The following is a 16,646-nucleotide window of genomic DNA, read 5'->3' on the forward strand; positions in this document are numbered from 1 at the left end:
CCCCCGTTTGGTTTCAAATAATTATTTTTCTCCCTAAATCCTTTCTATTAATAGTAGACGTTGCCTGGATAAAAACCCCTACGCCCATTTAAAAATCCCTTATCCATTCATGGAACTAAGGGATTTGGTTCAATCTTCATTTGCTTAACTGCGCTCTTTCACTAAATAAGCACCGCCGATGACTCCTGCATCATTGCCTAGCTGAGCTATACGAAATTCACAGGCTTCACTGGTCCTTGGCAGGGCATAGGTATCAAATGCTTTTCTCAAAGGCGATAATAGTTGATCGCCTGCTTTTGATACCCCTCCGCCGATCACGATGATGGCAGGATTGGTCAAAACAGCCATATTGGCAATAGCCAACCCTAACGTATCCGTAACCTCTTGTATGACTCGCTCAGAATGCAAATCCCCTTGCTCAGCTATATCGAAAACGTCTTTAGCTGTTATATCTCCATTATGTGCTCGCATCTCATTTAATAAACTATCAGGGTGTGCGTCGGCTGCTTCGTTAGCCTTTCGAGAAATAGCCCTGGCTGAGGCCTCCGTTTCTAAACAGCCATTTTTCCCACAATTACAGGGAGCGCCACCTTCAGTCACCATGGTCATATGGCCAACTTCAGCGGCTGTTCCATTGGCTCCACTTAATAATTCTCCGTTCACAATGGCTCCTCCGCCTACTCCTGTACCGAGGGTGATAGCTAATAAATTGCGTGTTTGCTTCCCAGCGCCAAGCCAATTCTCTCCAAGAGCGGCCAAATTGGCATCATTATCGATGAACACAGGAACCTTGGCCAAACCTCGCAATTCTTCGCCCAGGTGATAATGCTTCCAGCCGATATTAACGGACTCGTATACATATCCCGTATCCGTATCAACAAATGCCGGTGCCCCGACACCTACGCCTTTAATCTGGGACCAACTAAGCCCACTATTCGCCAAAGTTTCGTCAATCGTACGGTAAACTTCAAGGGCGATATGGGTTCCTTGTTCTGCTTGGTTTGTTGGTATTTCCCATTTGTGGTTAATAACGCCTTCTTCCGAGAGAATAGCCGCTTTAATGCTGGTCCCTCCAATATCTACTCCCACCACATACATCTGTGTTTTCATAGATGGCTATTCTCCTTTCTCTTTATCACGCAGCCGGGCAGCTTCACTTCGCAGCAGCAATAAGGCCATGCGATAATCTTCTGTAGTCAGACATTGTGATTGGTGAAGCTCTTTTATTTCATCCTCCATCAATTCCAAATCCCCGACACGATCTCCTACATAAATAAACGTTCCGAATTTCATTAATAATTGCCGAATATCATAAATTGTTTCCATATGTTATCACCATTACCCATTATATCAATTAACATCTTGAAAAGGAATTGAAAAAAGACCCTGATGTTTAACGATCAGGATCTTTAGGGTGGAGAAAGGCGGGTCTTCTATTTTTAAGGGGGATCGGAGAACGAATGACCACATCACGTAACGCCCGGGCAGAAAACGGCATAAATGGCCATAGAAAAGGCACGTTGAATGACTTCATTTTGCTTAAATATAAAATCCAAATGGTGATACCAATCACATAACCCTTAATGCCAAATAAAGCAGTCATAATCAATAAAGCGATTCTGATCAATCTGTCCGCGAGTCCCATTTCATAACTTGGTGTAGCAAACGTACCGATCGCAGCGATCGATAAGTATAAGACCACTTCGTTGGAAAATAGACCCACTTCTACGGCCACTTGACCAATTAAAATGGCGGCCACAAGGCCAAGCGCTGTCGCCAAAGAAGATGGCGTGTGAATCGCAGCCATTCTCAGCATATCAATGCCGATTTCCGCTATAATAAACTGCGCGATCAGTGGCATGGACCCCTCCGCTTGCGGACCGATGAAGGCAAGCGATTCCGGGAGCAGAGCAGGTTCAAATGATAACAAGTAATACAACGGGAGAATAAAAATCGATGCAAATACGGCAATAAAGCGAACAAAACGCAAGTAAGCTCCGACGAGTGGTTTCTGACGATATTCCTCTGCATGTTGAAGGTGATGCCAAAATGTTGCCGGGGTCACCATGACGCTCGGCGAACCGTCAACAATGATCAGGATATGCCCTTCATATAAATGGGCAGAAGCGGTATCTGGCCTTTCCGTATACCTTACGGATGGATAAGGATTCCAATACCGTTCACTCACGTATTCTTCTATTGTTTTTTCAGCCATGGGCAGGGCGTCCGTATCTATTTCATTTAATACTTGAACAAGGTCGTCCACTCTGGACGGATCTACGATGTCTTTGATGTAGCACAAACAGACGTCCGTCATGGACCTGCGCCCAATTTGCAAATAATGCATACGCAAAGAGCGATCTCGAATGCGGCGACGAATTAACGCTGTATTGAATACGATCGTTTCCACGAAACCATCCCTGGCTCCCCGGACCACCCGCTCCACATCCGGCTCCTGTGGAGGGCGTACCGGGTACGTACGCGCGTCGATCATGATGATGGTTTCAAGGCCATCTACGATTAAAGCGGCCGGGCCAGCAAGCACTTGATCACTCGCTGCATTCAGATCATCATTCGTATCCAATTCAACATAAGGTACATTCGTCTTCATTAATCGCTTAAGGGGGTCAGGTTCCAAATCATCCGGCGATAACTGAGCAAGAAAAGCCATGATTCGATGGAGGATTTCATCTTTTACGAACCCGTCCACCATAAATAATGACATATCTTTCCCTGCATATTGGAGGTCCAAATGGATAAGGTCGAAGCTTTCATCTACGCCCAGTCGGTCTCGGATATAAGAGACATTACTCTCATAATGATTGAACATTAGTTGTTTTTCTTTCATAAGTTCACCTTCAGTCTGTTTCTGAAGTTAGTTTTGACCATTATTGAACTCCTCATGCATGAGGTTTCATAGCATAAACCATATTTTGAATCATATAACAACAGTAGACCTTGTACAAAGGAGTCGGAGCAATGAGAGATAAATGGCTTTTTCTTATCACGATAGGGGCTGGGCTTCTGGCGGCTGTGTTATTGTGGGCCAAGCTTCATGACACTCCAGTTATCAAATATTTCCCTATTGATACAAGTCAATCTTTCCAAGAAGCCGAAACACAACTCAGGATGACCGCTCAGGAAGACGATGACCAATATGAAATTGACTGGAATATTCATTCCACTAGTGATGAAACAATGTATTTACGGCAAGATGTTTCCTTGTTGTTTGTGAATGGCCAGTTAAAAGGGATTTTGAACAAATGGAAAGAAAACACAGACTCCATCAGTCACGTTTCAACCATTCATGGCGAAGATAGTAAGAAGTATGAAACATTAACGTTGCACCACGGAGAAATACACTACCCTGACGATAATATTAACAGCATTCAAAAAATGACCCAGCAAAATTTGTATGTAGTTGATTCTCCTCATTCGCCGTTGGAATCATTTTCAAAGCCAGAAACAGATATGCAAAAAGAATGGCAGCAAACGCTTGATCACTCGATTCAACAGCAGCTTGACGAGCAATGGGATCAGCTCTTCACTCATTTTAATATTAAAAAAGAGCAGTATGATCCGGTCCCTTTGACAGAACTGATTCGCTACCAGGACGAATCGATACCTGGTTTGAATGCAGAGGAAACAAAGCGCGTCCTTGCCCAGTTATGGGAAGGAATTTATAAGCAGTACGTCTTAGGTACAACCGATAACCAATCCTCCGGTCACCCGATCCAAAGCTATATCCCTTTAATTCTCTTCGATAAAAAAGGAGACCATCTGATTGTATTGTTTGAAGATGACGAAGGTAACAAACAAAAACTGATACAGAAATATTAACGAGCGTGCAGTTATCTGTGCTCTCATACAGAACCGATAAAAAAACCAAGACGCTTAGGCCAAGCGTCTTGGTTTTGCAGTTTGGACTGTTGTTGTGTGAATGAATTGTTCTACCTGATCAATCTAATCGTGTTCTTTTCATTGTCACAATGTTGAATATGCGTCATACGTACTTCAGCTGTTGTTTGTTCTTCCTGGCCCGAATGGTGATACCCGTAAATTCCCATACCCAACGTGGCTCCGATGTATATGATTACAGCTAAACTTTGCCACATCACATGCCGTTTCGTTGGCAAATATACGATAAAGGAAGCAATAAAACCACCGACCATTCCACCGATATGAGCACCATTATCAATTTGCGGAACTGCTAAACCAAACACAATGTTCAATGCAATAATAAAGATGAGATTCTTCCCCATGGTTTGAAAAAAAATGCGTTTATATTGCAATCCGAAAAATAGCAGAGCACCAAAAAGACCAAATATTGCCCCCGATGCACCTGCGGAAACGGCAGGATTCAACATGAAGCTTGCCATCCCTCCGAAAATGCCGGCTAAAAAATAGATGAGCCCGAACCGCCACGTTCCGAAGATCCGTTCGACCGCACTCCCCAAATAAAATAAAGCCAACATATTCATGAATAAATGCAGCATGCCAATATGGAGAAACATGGAAGACACGATTCTCCACCATTCACCATCTATGATCGCTGGATTATATTTCGCCCCGAATTCAATTAAGTTAGAAACCGAAAGGCTCCCCCCATTTGCCTCTACCATTAAATATATGGCGACATTAATAGCGAGCAGAATATATGTAAGCGCAACGTTCCCTTGATTGAAAACGCGTTCTTTTTCTTTTCGTTTTTGTTGCTGAAACGATGATAATCCTTGTTTAAGCGCCCTAACCTTATCTTCTAACTCGATCATATTCTCAGGCAAAGCAATCGGAACCGTACTCAGTCCAAATTGCTCATATATGGCTTTTCTACCCGTCATTTTCTGATCATCAGACAAATAGTAGCCTTGAATTTGCATATTTTTATTACCTTTTACGTGCTGAGGTTGAAGCAGATGCTCCCACTCCCCCACAGGCGGATGTTCAGCTACATAAACGGAATGAATCATGATGTTTCGTCCATTAAAAAAGTGCCGATTCTGTTTGACTTGCTGAACGGTTTTACCTAAATCCTGCTGTAACTGGTTTTTCCAATCTACTTGTTTCAATTGGAAACGAAGGATGTGCTGTTTTCGTTGCTGCATTGTAGCCAGCCATATTTCATTATTTGTTTCATTAAGATAAACAATCTCAAAATCATGGTTTACGGCTAAGTCATAGGCCATGCTCCAAACAATATATTCCTGTTCAATAAACATATCCGCTTCACCTTCCTTTTCCCATAATACCATGATATTCTGCATTCTCGCTAAAATTTACGCGTTCGCCGAATTCTATTCAAGTGTGACATGGAGATAAGATAATCCGGGTTTGAATCCAGTAAAATGAAGGATTTTCACTATCGAGCAGGATTGAAGAAGACATGAATTTGAGGTAATGGGGGGCGTTACCATAAAAGGGATAGGGGTGGCTTTGAAACAACTCGCTTTCCTGCGGGGAACCGGCGAGCCTCCTTTTCCCGCGGGAGTCTCGCCGTTTCAAAGCCACCCCGTCGACATGAGATGATCGCCCCCTCCATAAAAGAATGCAATTTAGCTAAGCTATAAGACGTTTCGGCACCATCAGGTTCCTGATTGAAAGAATAGATTGCAGGCGCTCTGTTCCGTAACGCCCCCCCCTTCAATCTAGACACTTAGTCAGCCAAAAATTAAATATAAAAAAGTAACGCTCTGAATTTCGCTCGGAGCGTTACGTTCGTTTAGGACCGAGCTGAAAATAACCCGCCCACCATACGTTTACGAACAAATGGGATCTTCATTGCTATTCGAATTGCTTGTTTTCTTAGCACCGGTTGAGATAACAACGCATTCGACCAGTGATAACGGTTTCGATATAGAACATACGCACCTACGGATAGCATGACAGCCAGTATGCTTTTCATCTTTTCACTCCCCATCCTCTATTTCCCTTTAGATTGTGAAGATAATAGTGAATTATACGGCATGACATGTCTTGTTACCAACTCGACTTGTTAAATAGTCGCCTTAGATCAACAATCACCGACGTTGTGCAAACTTTATAAGATAAAACCGCTTTCCGTTAAAATATGATCAACTGGAATATCGAACGATTCATGAGGCAGCGTCTCTACTATTTGTTGTTGCGATGCTAAGGAAAGTTTCACTCCCTCGTACTGCGTTAAATAACGGTCGTAAAACCCGCCGCCATGGCCAATTCGAAATCCTTCTGCATCAAACAATAAGCCAGGTACGAGCAATAAATCAATTTCATGCTTTTCCACATAAACCGATTGGCCAGGATTCGGTTCAAGAAGACCGACATATACGCACTCCAATTGGCCATTATGCTCCAAGTGATAAAAATCCAATTGCTTCTCCCTAGGAAGACATTTTGGCACAACTATCCGTTTTCCTTCCTCCCAAGCGCGCTCAATTATGGGGGTGGTCGACCATTCATGGTCCTGGGCGATCGTTACGCCGATCGTATCGGCTTCCTTCCATAACTGTGATTCAAATAACCTTGTGTGAATCGCCTGTTCTATTTCATGTTTTCTTACCGCCGAATAGGACGTCAACAGTTTTTTCGCGTGCGTCCTCAACCCTGGTTTATCCATCTGATTTCCCCTCCATATAGATAAAAAAACAGTAGGATGGAGTCTCCTACTGTCTTACTTCGTTTCGCGGTGTAAAGTGTGTTTACCCAAACGTGGACTATATTTCATTAGTTCAAGACGCTCAGGGTTCGTACGTTTGTTTTTTGTTGTAATATAATTGCGATCACCGCTGTCAGTGCAAGCAAGTGTAATGTTTACACGCATCGTTTATCCCTCCAAATCATTGTAATCATAACTTTGTTTCAGAAACAATTTCAGACTTAATCATCTTATCAAAACTTTTCCTGCCTTTCAAGTATTGAATCACGATTGTCCTCTTTTAATCATGCATAGAAAATGATTATAATATATGATATAAATAAATGTGGAAGAATAGGAGTGATTCAATGATTGAAACCCTGATTACAGTAGCCTCGATAGCGATCGTTCTTTTGGCATTAAGTTTTATGATGAACGATCGTTTTCAAGAAATTGAGGATCAAGTGGAACAACTGTCGATCAATGTAATGCAGGATAATTACCAATTGAAAAAGAAAATGAAAGTTTTAGAAGAAGAACTGCTTCAAGACGACATCACAGAGGAAAAGCGCCCTTCCCAAACCGACGGCGCCTTTCGAAACAAACCTCCAATGGTGACAACCGTACAATCGTTAGCTGACAGCGGCTATAGCATCAAGGAAATCGCCCGTAAAACAGAACTTGGCGAACAAAATATCCATTCCATATTGAACCAATCCAAAGGAGTGCAGTCATGAAGCACACTGTTCGTGTCTTTGCCCTGGGTTTACTTACCGCTGCAGCTATTTGCGCTGTCGCCTATTGGCTGGAGGATAAAGAAGCAAATGAGTCCAAGGCAGACATTACTACAGAAGAAATGGTCAGTTCTTTAAAGAAAGAAGGTTACCATGTTTTAACGGAGGAGGAGCATCAACAGCTGCAAAGCGAGAGTGAAACTAATGCGTCGGCTGAACCTGACGAATCAGAAACCACGCCGCAGGAAGAACAACAATCAGATTCCCCACGCACCTTCGCCCTCTCTATTGAATCAGGTATGAATTCACGTGATATCAGCGAGACGTTGGCAGAAGCAAATATCATAGAAGAACCGGATGAATTTGACTCTTATTTGAAAGAAAATGATTACAGTCGTTACATACAAACGGGGCAATTTGATGTATCGGAAAATATGAATTTTAAACAGTTGGCTGATACAATCACGAATTAAATCGTGATGCTGGAAACAAAATTGAATGAAATGCAAAAATGCCGAACGATTTGAAATCATTCGGCATTTTTGTGTTCCACGCAAGGCGTTAAAAAGCTGCTCCGCTTGTCTCAGCTTCCTCGCAAACCTAACAACGCTTTCCTAGAGAAACTGATAGCTAATTATTAAGGTCATAAGATGTGCCTTTGACTAAATAGAAGATACTTTCCCCGATATTCGTGATATGATCAGCGAACCGTTCAATATAACGAGCGCTATAAGCCATTTGCATAATGTGCTGGATCTGCTCCGGATTGATCGCAGTTAATTCGAGCATTTCTTTTACTACGTTCCCATACATTTCATCAACAACATCATCCATGTGCGCGAGCTTCTTAGCTAACGATATATCTTCATGTTCAAAGGCTTTTACCGCTACATCCACCATATCCTTTGCTTCATGTGCCATCTTTCGAATAGCTGGATTGATGGTGATATTATGGTTTTCTCCTAGATGAATGGTCGCCTTTGCAATATTGGTAGCGTGATCCGCCATCCGTTCTAAATCAGATGAAATTTTGATGGCAATAATCAACCTTCGCAAATCTTTAGCCACGGGTTGTTGTTTAGCAATCATCAAAATAGCATCTTCATTTATTTTTATTTCCCGTTCATCGATTTTCGAATCTACTTCGATAATTTCTTTTGCACGTGTCACATCATGCGTGTACAAAACCTCTATTGCTGTCTCCAAAGCATTTTGAGCTTCGTAGGCTAATGATTTGACATCATTCTTTAACGTAGTCAACTCTTCTTCAAACTGGGCACGTATAACCATCCATTATTCTCCCCTTCGGGTATTATCCAAATCTCCCTGTAATATAATCTTCTGTCCGTTTATCCTGTGGATTGGAAAACACGTCATTCGTATCCGCAAACTCCACCAATTCCCCATTTAAGAAAAAACCTGTTTTATCCGATATCCTGGCAGCTTGCTGCATATTATGCGTCACGATAACTATACTGTATTTCTTCTTAAGCTCTTGAACCAATTCTTCAACTTTAAGGGTTGAAATCGGATCTAGGGCTGAAGTGGGTTCATCCATTAAAATGACATCGGGTTCTATGGCCAAGGCTCTCGCGATGCAAATCCGTTGCTGCTGGCCTCCCGAAACACCATAAGCATTTTCATTCAGGCGATCTTTCACTTCATCCCAAATGGCTGCGTCTTTTAAACTTTTTTCTACAATTTCATCAAGTAGTTCTTTCTTCTTGATCCCATGAATACGGGGTCCGTAAGCCACATTTTCATAAATTGATTTCGGAAACGGATTAGGGTTTTGAAAAACCATCCCTACTTTTGTACGAAGATCTTCAACCTCATATTTCCGATCGAAAATATTACGGCTTTTATATTTGATCGACCCTGATGTTCTAACAATGGGCACCATTTCTACCATGCGATTCAGCGTTTTGATAAAGGTAGACTTCCCGCAGCCTGAAGGTCCTATGATCGCTGTAACCTGATTCTCCGGGATCTCCATATCTATATCATATAGCGCTTGCTCTTGGCCATACCACAAATTTAATTTATCTATTTCGAATACATGGTCCTGAGTCTCAGATGCTCGCAAAGGTGACGTCCTTTCCTGATTCAAATTCGCCAATTTAGGGGATGAATGGCTTTGCTTCGTGTTCTTTTTATCTTTAAGTGACACATTCATATGCACTTGCCTCCTTAGGTTTATAAGCGTTTCTGGAATTTATTCCGAATAAACACGGCGATGGCATTCATAGCCAAAAGGACGATAAGCAGTACGATAATGCCTGCCCCCGCGACATACTGCCACTCTTCTTGCGGCCGGGATGTCCAATTGAATATTTGTATTGGCATGGCGGTATAACGGGAGAAAATGCTATCAGGTGTTGTATAAATCGCCGTTGCAGCACCAACTATAATTAAAGGTGCCGTTTCACCAATGGCACGCGATAAAGCTAATATCGTACCCGTCAACATTCCTGGCAAGGCGGCTGGGATGACAACCCGTCGAATCGTTTGCCATTTTGTTGCACCCATGCCATAGGAAGCTTCTTTCAACTCTACCGGAATCGATCTGATCGATTCTTGTGCAGCGACAACGATTACAGGTAAGATTAACAAGGCCATTGTCAATCCGCCGGCGATTAAGGTGTAGCCAAAGTTGAACATATACACGAAGAAGGTAAGACCTAACAACCCAAATACAATCGACGGAACTCCGGCGAGATTTTGAATGTTGGCTTGTATAAACGATGTCATTTTATTTTTCTTGGCATACTCTTCAATATATAAAGCCGTGGATACCCCGATAATGACGGATACCGGCGCCACAATGAGCATGAGGCCGATTGAACCCATCAAACCGGCAAAAATGCCTGCTTCTTCGGGATATGGAGCTGGAAAACTTAGAATATAGTCCAAACTGAAAAAACCGATTCCTTGAGTCAATATGCGATAAAATAACAGCACAAGGAAAACAAGACCAACCATTGTAGCTAAAAAGAATAACCATTTTAATACAGCATTTTTTATGACTTTCGATCTTATATTTTTTTGGATATCTGCATGATTGATGGTTGCCATATCAGTATTCCTCCCTGAACTTACGAGAAATATATTGAGACAGTAAATTCATACCGAGAGTAAACACAAACAATGTTACACCAACTGCGTAAATGGCATAGTAGATTGTTGAGCCAAAGGTGGTGTCACCTGTTGCACCTTGTACGATAAAGGCTGTCAGTGTTTGCACGGATCGCGTTGGATCTCCTGTCAGTGCCGGTGTTGCGCCAGCAGCGATAGTTACGATCATGGTTTCCCCGAGCGCACGTGAGATAGCCAGCACAATGGACGCTATAATCCCAGATAAAGCAGCAGGTAATACAACCTTCATGGCAACTTCCAGCCTAGTTGCGCCTAAAGCCATTGCTCCTTGCCTGAGACTATTTGGTACGGCATTCATAGCATCTTCTGACAACGAAGCAATCATAGGCACGATCATAACGCCAACAACAATGCCTGCACTTAGTGCATTGAAAATATTAAGTCCGGGAATGATCGACTGCAGAATAGGTGTAACAAACGTTAAGGCAAAATATCCATACACTACGGTCGGAATGCCTGCCAGTACTTCAAGAACTGGCTTAATAACCCTTCTTACTTTATCACTCGCGTACTCACTCAAGAATATGGCTGAAGCTAATCCAAGCGGGACAGCTACAACCATGGCAATCAAAGTTACCAATAAGGTTCCTACAATAAGAGGCAAAACGCCAAAGTCGCCCGTCCAGGGTCCCCATTCACTTGTCGTGTAAAATTCAATGATGCTGACCTCACTGAAAAAAGTGATCGATTCGCGTAATAGGGTAAATAGGATCCCAAATGTTGTCAGCACGCTGACAATAGCGCATAAGAGCAACAACTTCGGAATGAGTTTTTCTATCATGCGCCCGGAACTCTTCCTTTGTTTAGCTTGAGCAATCATGTGTTGGACACCGATATTATCTTTAGACTTGACCGCCTTTTCCATATCGGAAAACTCCTTTCATCCAAAAGGGGAGGCGAGACCTAAACGGCCTCACCCCCTCCCCCTTATTCTTCTATCATACCTTGCAATTCTTCCCATTGAGATTGATATTCTTCTTCTGGTAGAGCCACATAACCTACCTCTTCGGCTGCACTCCCAGCATTATTCATCATATATTCGACGTAGTCTGCAACCTGGGGTTTTTCTTTCAAGGACGCCACGTTGACATAAGTGAATAACGGACGGGAAAATGGTGTATATGATTTATCTTGAATGGTTTCAGGCGATGGTTTGATGGCTTCTGCATCTTCTCCGTCTTTAACACCAAGCACCTTTAAGCTGTCTTCGTTTTCAGCATAGTAAGCATAGCCAAAGTAACCGATCGCATTAGGGTTACCTTCAATCCCTTTCACTAATACGTTGTCATCTTCAGAGAGCGTCGTATTCTCGCCTTCTTTCATTGGCTGATCTTCAAGTACAACTTCATTAAAATAGTCAAATGTACCTGAATCGTGTCCTGGGCTGAAGATCTTAATTGTTTCATCTGGCCACTCGGGGTTGATGTCAGACCACTTGGTAGCACCATTGCCATCGACGAAAATCTGTTTCAACTGCTCGACTGATAACTCATCAACGAAGTCATTCTCGTTGCTGACTACGATGGAAAGTCCATCATAAGCAAGTTCTACTTCATGAAGCTGGACATCATTTTCTTCGGCTTGAGCTTTTTCTTCATCTTTAATCGGTCGGGAAGCATTACTTAAATCGATTTCGCCTTTAGTCGATTTTTTAAAACCGCCCCCGGAACCTGAGCTGTTAACCGTCACGTTCACTTCTGGATGTTCCTTGTTGTATTCATATGTTAAGGCTTCCTGAATCGGATACACGGTAGAAGACCCATCAATAGCTATTGGACCTGATACTTGGTCACCCTCTGAACCATTACTTGAGCCATCTTCTGCACCTGCTCCATTATCAGAGCCACCACACGCTGCCAATGCACCGATCACCAGCGTCAACATACACATAAGAGCAAAACCTTTGAACTTCGTCATTTCTACTTCCCCCTCGTATCTACAAAATTGGATGTTGGCTTGACCAACTCACAATTCATATCATAACGAGGTTGTTTTAATTCCATATAAACCCTAGGTAAAGGTTTTGTAAATCACCTAAAAAAGTGTCTAAGACAGTCACATACTATCGAAGCATTTATTCAAATGGCGATGTTAAACGAGGCTCAACGACGTCTATCCATTAAATTTTCGTATGAGCATAAAAAAATCGAGCATGAAATATTTGCGATTTCATACTCGATTTCCTTCGATATTAATTTGTTAAGCTACATGACTATACGGCATCGATTTTTATCTACTTTAGCTCGAAGCGGCTCCTTATCCATCTTCATTATTCGCGTTATTCGAACCAGTCACATCAGAGTCCACGCCTGATTCTTCTCGTTCTTCTTTTAATTCAAAATAAGCATCAAGAATTTGGCGTCCGATCCGCAAGTTGATCGCCTTGTCTCCTCCCATAGGCAAATCCTTGCCGACGTATGGGACCATGACTGAAAAGGCGACTTCCGGGTCATCGTGAGGAGCATACCCCACCAATGTCAAGTTCTCCAATTCAGTGAACAGTTCACCGTTATCCAATAATTTTGAAGCTTCTGCTGTCCCGGTCTTTCCGGCAGGACTATACGACACGTTTTCACCATTTGTCGGGTAGAACGTACTCGTAGCGGTACCTTGCGACCCCTGGAAAGCTTGTCTGAACCCATTTTGAACTAAGTCAATGTATTGATTACTCATCACGACCCGATTCATGACATCGGTATTAAAGCTGCTATTGACAGGTCCCAGCTTTTTGTCGCCTTTACTTGGCTGACGAACTTCCTTCATGAAGTGGGGACGAACACGGTATCCATCATTGGCAATGGTCGTTACATATTGGTTAAGTTGCATCGGTGTATAAGAACTATATTGACCGATCATAAAGTCCATCAGATTACCAGGACCAGGATTGCTCCCTTGAACACCTGGCGCTTCATAAGGGTAATCGATACCCGTTTCAACGCCTAGGCCAAATTGGTGAAAGTGTTTAAGCATCCGTTGAAAGGTTCCGGGCTCTAAACTGAGCGGAGCATTTTCTTGAAATGTCGGATTGCCCATCATGCGCATTGCGATGAAAAACATGTAAACGTTGGACGAGCGTTCTAAAGCAGACAAGGCATTAACACTTCCCAACTGGGAGTAGGAGCTTTTTGTTTCTGTGCCTTTGATATTCAACGGCCGATCGTAAATATACTCACCAGGGCTGACAACACCTGTATGCAAGCCAGTCAAGACTGAAGCGCCTTTGATGGCTGACCCAGGCGGATATTGATCGTACAACACTTTATGGGAGACATTGGATACACGTTGTTCATCCTCATCGGGGTCCCGATTGTAATGCATCCCCGAGGCTGCCAGGATTTCACCAGTTTGTGGATCAGACATGACAACCAGAGCATCCTCCATGTGTCGGTTCTTATACGAACGTTGCACTTCCTTCGTGAGCTCGGTTCGTACAATCTCATTCACTCTTTTTTGCAGTTCTGAGTCAAACGTCAAAACTAAATCATCGCCACGTTCACCTTCTCGTATCACTTCAGTATCAACAATATTATTATCACTATCCGTCGTGTACTGGACTTTTTCTTTCGTACCGCGCAGTACATCCTCATACTCTTCTTCTAAGCCGCTATTGCCGACACGATCTGAGCGGCTGTAGCCTAGTGACAAATAATACTCCATTTTACTTCTCGGAATACTTCGGTCTGTTATCCCGCCAAGAAAACTGCTTAGTGTGTCCCCCATAGGATACTCCCGTTTCCAGTCCGAAGTAACGTCAATGCCAGGGAGTTCGTTTAAATGTTCGCCCACGACAGCGTACTCTTTCTGGGTTACATTTTCATTTTTTACAATTTGTGGGGATAAAGCATAGGCTTTGTCTAACTCTTTCTTTATTGCAATGACCTCTTTGGTCTGATTATCGTAGTCATTCACTTCACTTTCTTTGATGCTGTCTAATTCAAGTTGATACACTTCACCAGGCTCTAAATCTTCTGCTTCTTCCTGATCAATGCGGTTTTGCACCTCTTTTTGATTTTCTAAATAAAAATATTCTTTTAAGTCCCTTAAACGCAACTCATCTTCGAATTCTTTATCGATATACTGACTTAATTTTTTCGCCAGATCTAATCGGTCTTCTGCCTGTACCCCCTTAGGAGGGGTATATGTAATGGAATATAGCGACTGGTTATCCACCAGCAAACGACCGTAGCGATCATACATTTTTCCTCTTGGAACCGGCAATGCCGTTGTCTGATTTTCAGTCTTATCAATTTCCTCTTGCGCCTCTTCTCCATTCAATATTTGCACAACACCCAGTTGCAGAATAAGACTGGCAAACAACAAAAAAATGATAAAAAATAATACATTCAATCGGAAGGGAAGGTGTGTTTTCTTTTTTCTTTCATTATTCTTTTTATTCCCCATCCCTCGTCTTCCCCCTTCTGTAAACAGCTTCATTAATTATAACATTTTGTAGTTGAATGAAAACATATAATCCTGACTATATATTACCAGCTCAAAAGCACCACATGAAGGAATGTGATGCTGTTAAAAGTATGAGTTGTATTATGCTGATCGCAGAACTCTACATCCTAAAAGGTTTTCAACTATTTCGAAGCGCCATTTTCTTGACATCGATGTCCTTAACAAAAAAGTAAATGATAAAATGACCCGTCCCTACTAAAATCAGCAGCAGCGGAATACTTTGCTCAAAGGGAAGCCACTTAATGCCAATAATAAAGATAATAATTGACAACACACGTCCTAAATTCAAGAATAATTCCCGTACAACAATATATTCGATTCTCATTTCTGCCGCCTGCCATGATTTGCCGATTACATCGTACGTTAATGATAAGTAGGGCACATACAAAACGGGAAAAAACATCCCAATCAGGGCTGCGTACAGAAGCAATAAATAATAATCGTCGGTGAATAGTAAAATGAAAACAGACAGAAAGAGAAATAAGCCCCCGGTGAAAATAGCACTTTTTCGTTTACCTGGACTGATCCAGCGCGTAACAATAAGATAGAATAACACTGAAAAGCCGGAATAAACCATGTTAAAGAATCCTAACGACAACTCACTTTGTGTAATCAAATAAACCCAGATAGAGATGACGAAAAGAAAGGTCCCCTCACGCAATCCTTGAAAAATATTCGCATAAAGAATTTTTTTCCAATAGCTGTTATGTTTGCGTTCAACAATAATGCGTCGAAAAGAAAAATTCCCATTAGCTCGCCGTCTCGATAAGCGAAAACTCATGATAACTGCAAGTATAAACAGGAAAAAGGATAAACTGAATATGACAGTATACCCCTTAAAATTATTCATCTCGGATATGATAAAACCAGCCATCACTGGCCCAATCATTCCACCTACTGACTGTAAAATACCTAAAAATCCGTTGAAAAAATCTCGTGTTTCCGGTTCGGTGATCTCAAAAGTCAAAACATTATAAGCAAGCCAGTAAAAACCATAACCAATTCCCAATAACGAACCTAATAAGACATTAAAAGTTGCTGCACGCTCTCCGACAAGCAGGACGACTAAAAAAAACAGAGATAACATGATCACCCCTGTTCTTAATACCATGACACGATCAATTTTTTTAGCCCATCTCCCTGCCAGAATAAATGTCAAAGGCTGTAAAATATAAATGCTCAAGTTGTAAAAGGCTATGGCATAGTAATCATTAGACTGCTTCCATAAGTATATATTAACAAATGTACTTGAAAGAAATATCCCTAAAGCATAAAGACCGCCAATAATAAGCAATAATACCAAATCACGGCTTATTTCTGTGTTGTTGAACCACTGCCTGAAGAATCGCACCATATCTCCCGTCTCCTTTTCTTACTGTTTATATTGTTTTCACTTGAAGCGGGAGATATACAAAAAAAGAATCGGGTATTTTCCAGCTTTGGTGCAAAACGTTCAAAATAGCCACCGAGTCGAATCATACATTGTCAAATTTGCGTGCAGGAAGGTTGAAGGTCCGAAGCCGTGAATTAAAGGAGCAAGGTTAGAGGAAGAACATTAAATGCTTTACTTGCAGAATGCGAACTGGAGGGCGCAGTTGCTCCCCTCAAGCTAAAACAAACACGCTTGGATAAATCCAAGCGTGTTTGTTCGTCGTTCATTCTCTTAGTAGTGGTTTTACATA

General features: G+C 42.1%; 17 protein-coding genes. 3 read left to right on the forward strand and 14 right to left on the reverse strand.

The window, feature by feature from the left end:
* Window positions 1-144: 144 nt before the first annotated feature.
* From HOP45_RS14485 to HOP45_RS14495, 3 genes are all read right to left on the reverse strand, one after another.
* Window positions 145-1,110: an ROK family glucokinase gene (locus HOP45_RS14485; RefSeq protein ID WP_181350107.1), complete on the reverse strand. Its 966-nt coding sequence runs from the start codon at window positions 1,108-1,110 to the stop codon at window positions 145-147.
* A gap of 6 nt (window positions 1,111-1,116) precedes the next feature.
* The gene (locus HOP45_RS14490; protein WP_181350108.1) at window positions 1,117-1,326 is read right to left on the reverse strand and encodes a YqgQ family protein; all 210 of its coding nucleotides are present in this window, start codon (window positions 1,324-1,326) and stop codon (window positions 1,117-1,119) included.
* 67 nt (window positions 1,327-1,393) lie between these two features.
* Entirely contained in the window at window positions 1,394-2,848 is a 1,455-nt protein-coding gene (locus tag HOP45_RS14495) for a spore germination protein (protein ID WP_181350109.1), read from the reverse strand.
* Between the two features lie 131 nt (window positions 2,849-2,979).
* On the opposite strand from HOP45_RS14495, the gene HOP45_RS14500 reads away from it, so the two are divergent.
* The gene (locus tag HOP45_RS14500) at window positions 2,980-3,840 is read left to right on the forward strand and encodes a hypothetical protein (protein WP_181350110.1); all 861 of its coding nucleotides are present in this window, start codon (window positions 2,980-2,982) and stop codon (window positions 3,838-3,840) included.
* Between the two features lie 110 nt (window positions 3,841-3,950).
* On the opposite strand, the gene HOP45_RS14505 is transcribed toward HOP45_RS14500, so the two are convergent.
* The 4 genes from HOP45_RS14505 to rpmG all read right to left on the reverse strand — a co-directional run bounded on the left by HOP45_RS14505 (window position 3,951) and on the right by rpmG (window position 6,799).
* Window positions 3,951-5,219, reverse strand: a complete 1,269-nt coding sequence (locus tag HOP45_RS14505) for a rhomboid family intramembrane serine protease (protein WP_181350111.1) — start codon at window positions 5,217-5,219, stop codon at window positions 3,951-3,953.
* Window positions 5,220-5,719: 500 nt separating this feature from the next.
* On the reverse strand, window positions 5,720-5,902 hold the full coding sequence (locus HOP45_RS14510) for a hypothetical protein (RefSeq protein ID WP_181350112.1): 183 nt from the start codon (window positions 5,900-5,902) through the stop codon (window positions 5,720-5,722).
* A gap of 135 nt (window positions 5,903-6,037) precedes the next feature.
* On the reverse strand, window positions 6,038-6,595 hold the full coding sequence (locus HOP45_RS14515; protein WP_181350113.1) for a 5-formyltetrahydrofolate cyclo-ligase: 558 nt from the start codon (window positions 6,593-6,595) through the stop codon (window positions 6,038-6,040).
* Between the two features lie 54 nt (window positions 6,596-6,649).
* Entirely contained in the window at window positions 6,650-6,799 is a 150-nt protein-coding gene (gene rpmG, locus HOP45_RS14520; RefSeq protein ID WP_181350114.1) for a 50S ribosomal protein L33, read from the reverse strand.
* A 182-nt stretch (window positions 6,800-6,981) separates the two neighbouring features.
* On the opposite strand from rpmG, the gene HOP45_RS21035 reads away from it, so the two are divergent.
* Window positions 6,982-7,350: a hypothetical protein gene (locus tag HOP45_RS21035; protein WP_370458035.1), complete on the forward strand. Its 369-nt coding sequence runs from the start codon at window positions 6,982-6,984 to the stop codon at window positions 7,348-7,350.
* Window positions 7,347-7,820, forward strand: a complete 474-nt coding sequence (locus HOP45_RS14530; protein ID WP_181350115.1) for an endolytic transglycosylase MltG — start codon at window positions 7,347-7,349, stop codon at window positions 7,818-7,820. Before HOP45_RS21035 ends, HOP45_RS14530 begins: the two co-directional genes overlap by 4 nt.
* A 157-nt stretch (window positions 7,821-7,977) precedes the next feature.
* On the opposite strand, the gene phoU is transcribed toward HOP45_RS14530, so the two are convergent.
* The 7 genes from phoU to HOP45_RS14565 all read right to left on the reverse strand — a co-directional run bounded on the left by phoU (window position 7,978) and on the right by HOP45_RS14565 (window position 16,318).
* Window positions 7,978-8,637: a phosphate signaling complex protein PhoU gene (gene phoU, locus HOP45_RS14535; protein WP_181350116.1), complete on the reverse strand. Its 660-nt coding sequence runs from the start codon at window positions 8,635-8,637 to the stop codon at window positions 7,978-7,980.
* Window positions 8,638-8,659: 22 nt separating this feature from the next.
* Window positions 8,660-9,523, reverse strand: a complete 864-nt coding sequence (gene pstB, locus HOP45_RS14540; protein ID WP_181350117.1) for a phosphate ABC transporter ATP-binding protein PstB — start codon at window positions 9,521-9,523, stop codon at window positions 8,660-8,662.
* 20 nt (window positions 9,524-9,543) lie between these two features.
* Entirely contained in the window at window positions 9,544-10,422 is an 879-nt protein-coding gene (pstA, locus tag HOP45_RS14545; RefSeq protein WP_181350118.1) for a phosphate ABC transporter permease PstA, read from the reverse strand.
* Between the two features lies 1 nt (window position 10,423).
* Window positions 10,424-11,323, reverse strand: a complete 900-nt coding sequence (gene pstC / locus HOP45_RS14550; protein ID WP_370458039.1) for a phosphate ABC transporter permease subunit PstC — start codon at window positions 11,321-11,323, stop codon at window positions 10,424-10,426.
* 107 nt (window positions 11,324-11,430) lie between these two features.
* The gene (locus HOP45_RS14555) at window positions 11,431-12,420 is read right to left on the reverse strand and encodes a PstS family phosphate ABC transporter substrate-binding protein (RefSeq protein ID WP_181350120.1); all 990 of its coding nucleotides are present in this window, start codon (window positions 12,418-12,420) and stop codon (window positions 11,431-11,433) included.
* A 339-nt stretch (window positions 12,421-12,759) separates the two neighbouring features.
* The gene (locus HOP45_RS14560) at window positions 12,760-14,904 is read right to left on the reverse strand and encodes a peptidoglycan D,D-transpeptidase FtsI family protein (protein ID WP_181350121.1); all 2,145 of its coding nucleotides are present in this window, start codon (window positions 14,902-14,904) and stop codon (window positions 12,760-12,762) included.
* A gap of 178 nt (window positions 14,905-15,082) precedes the next feature.
* Complete coding sequence (locus HOP45_RS14565; RefSeq protein ID WP_181350122.1) at window positions 15,083-16,318, reverse strand: MFS transporter; 1,236 nt, start codon at window positions 16,316-16,318, stop codon at window positions 15,083-15,085.
* Between the last annotated feature and the right edge of the window lie 328 nt (window positions 16,319-16,646).

It is taken from the genome of Thalassobacillus sp. CUG 92003, from assembly GCF_013618635.1.
Classification (GTDB): Bacteria; Bacillota; Bacilli; order Bacillales; family Halobacillaceae; genus CUG-92003.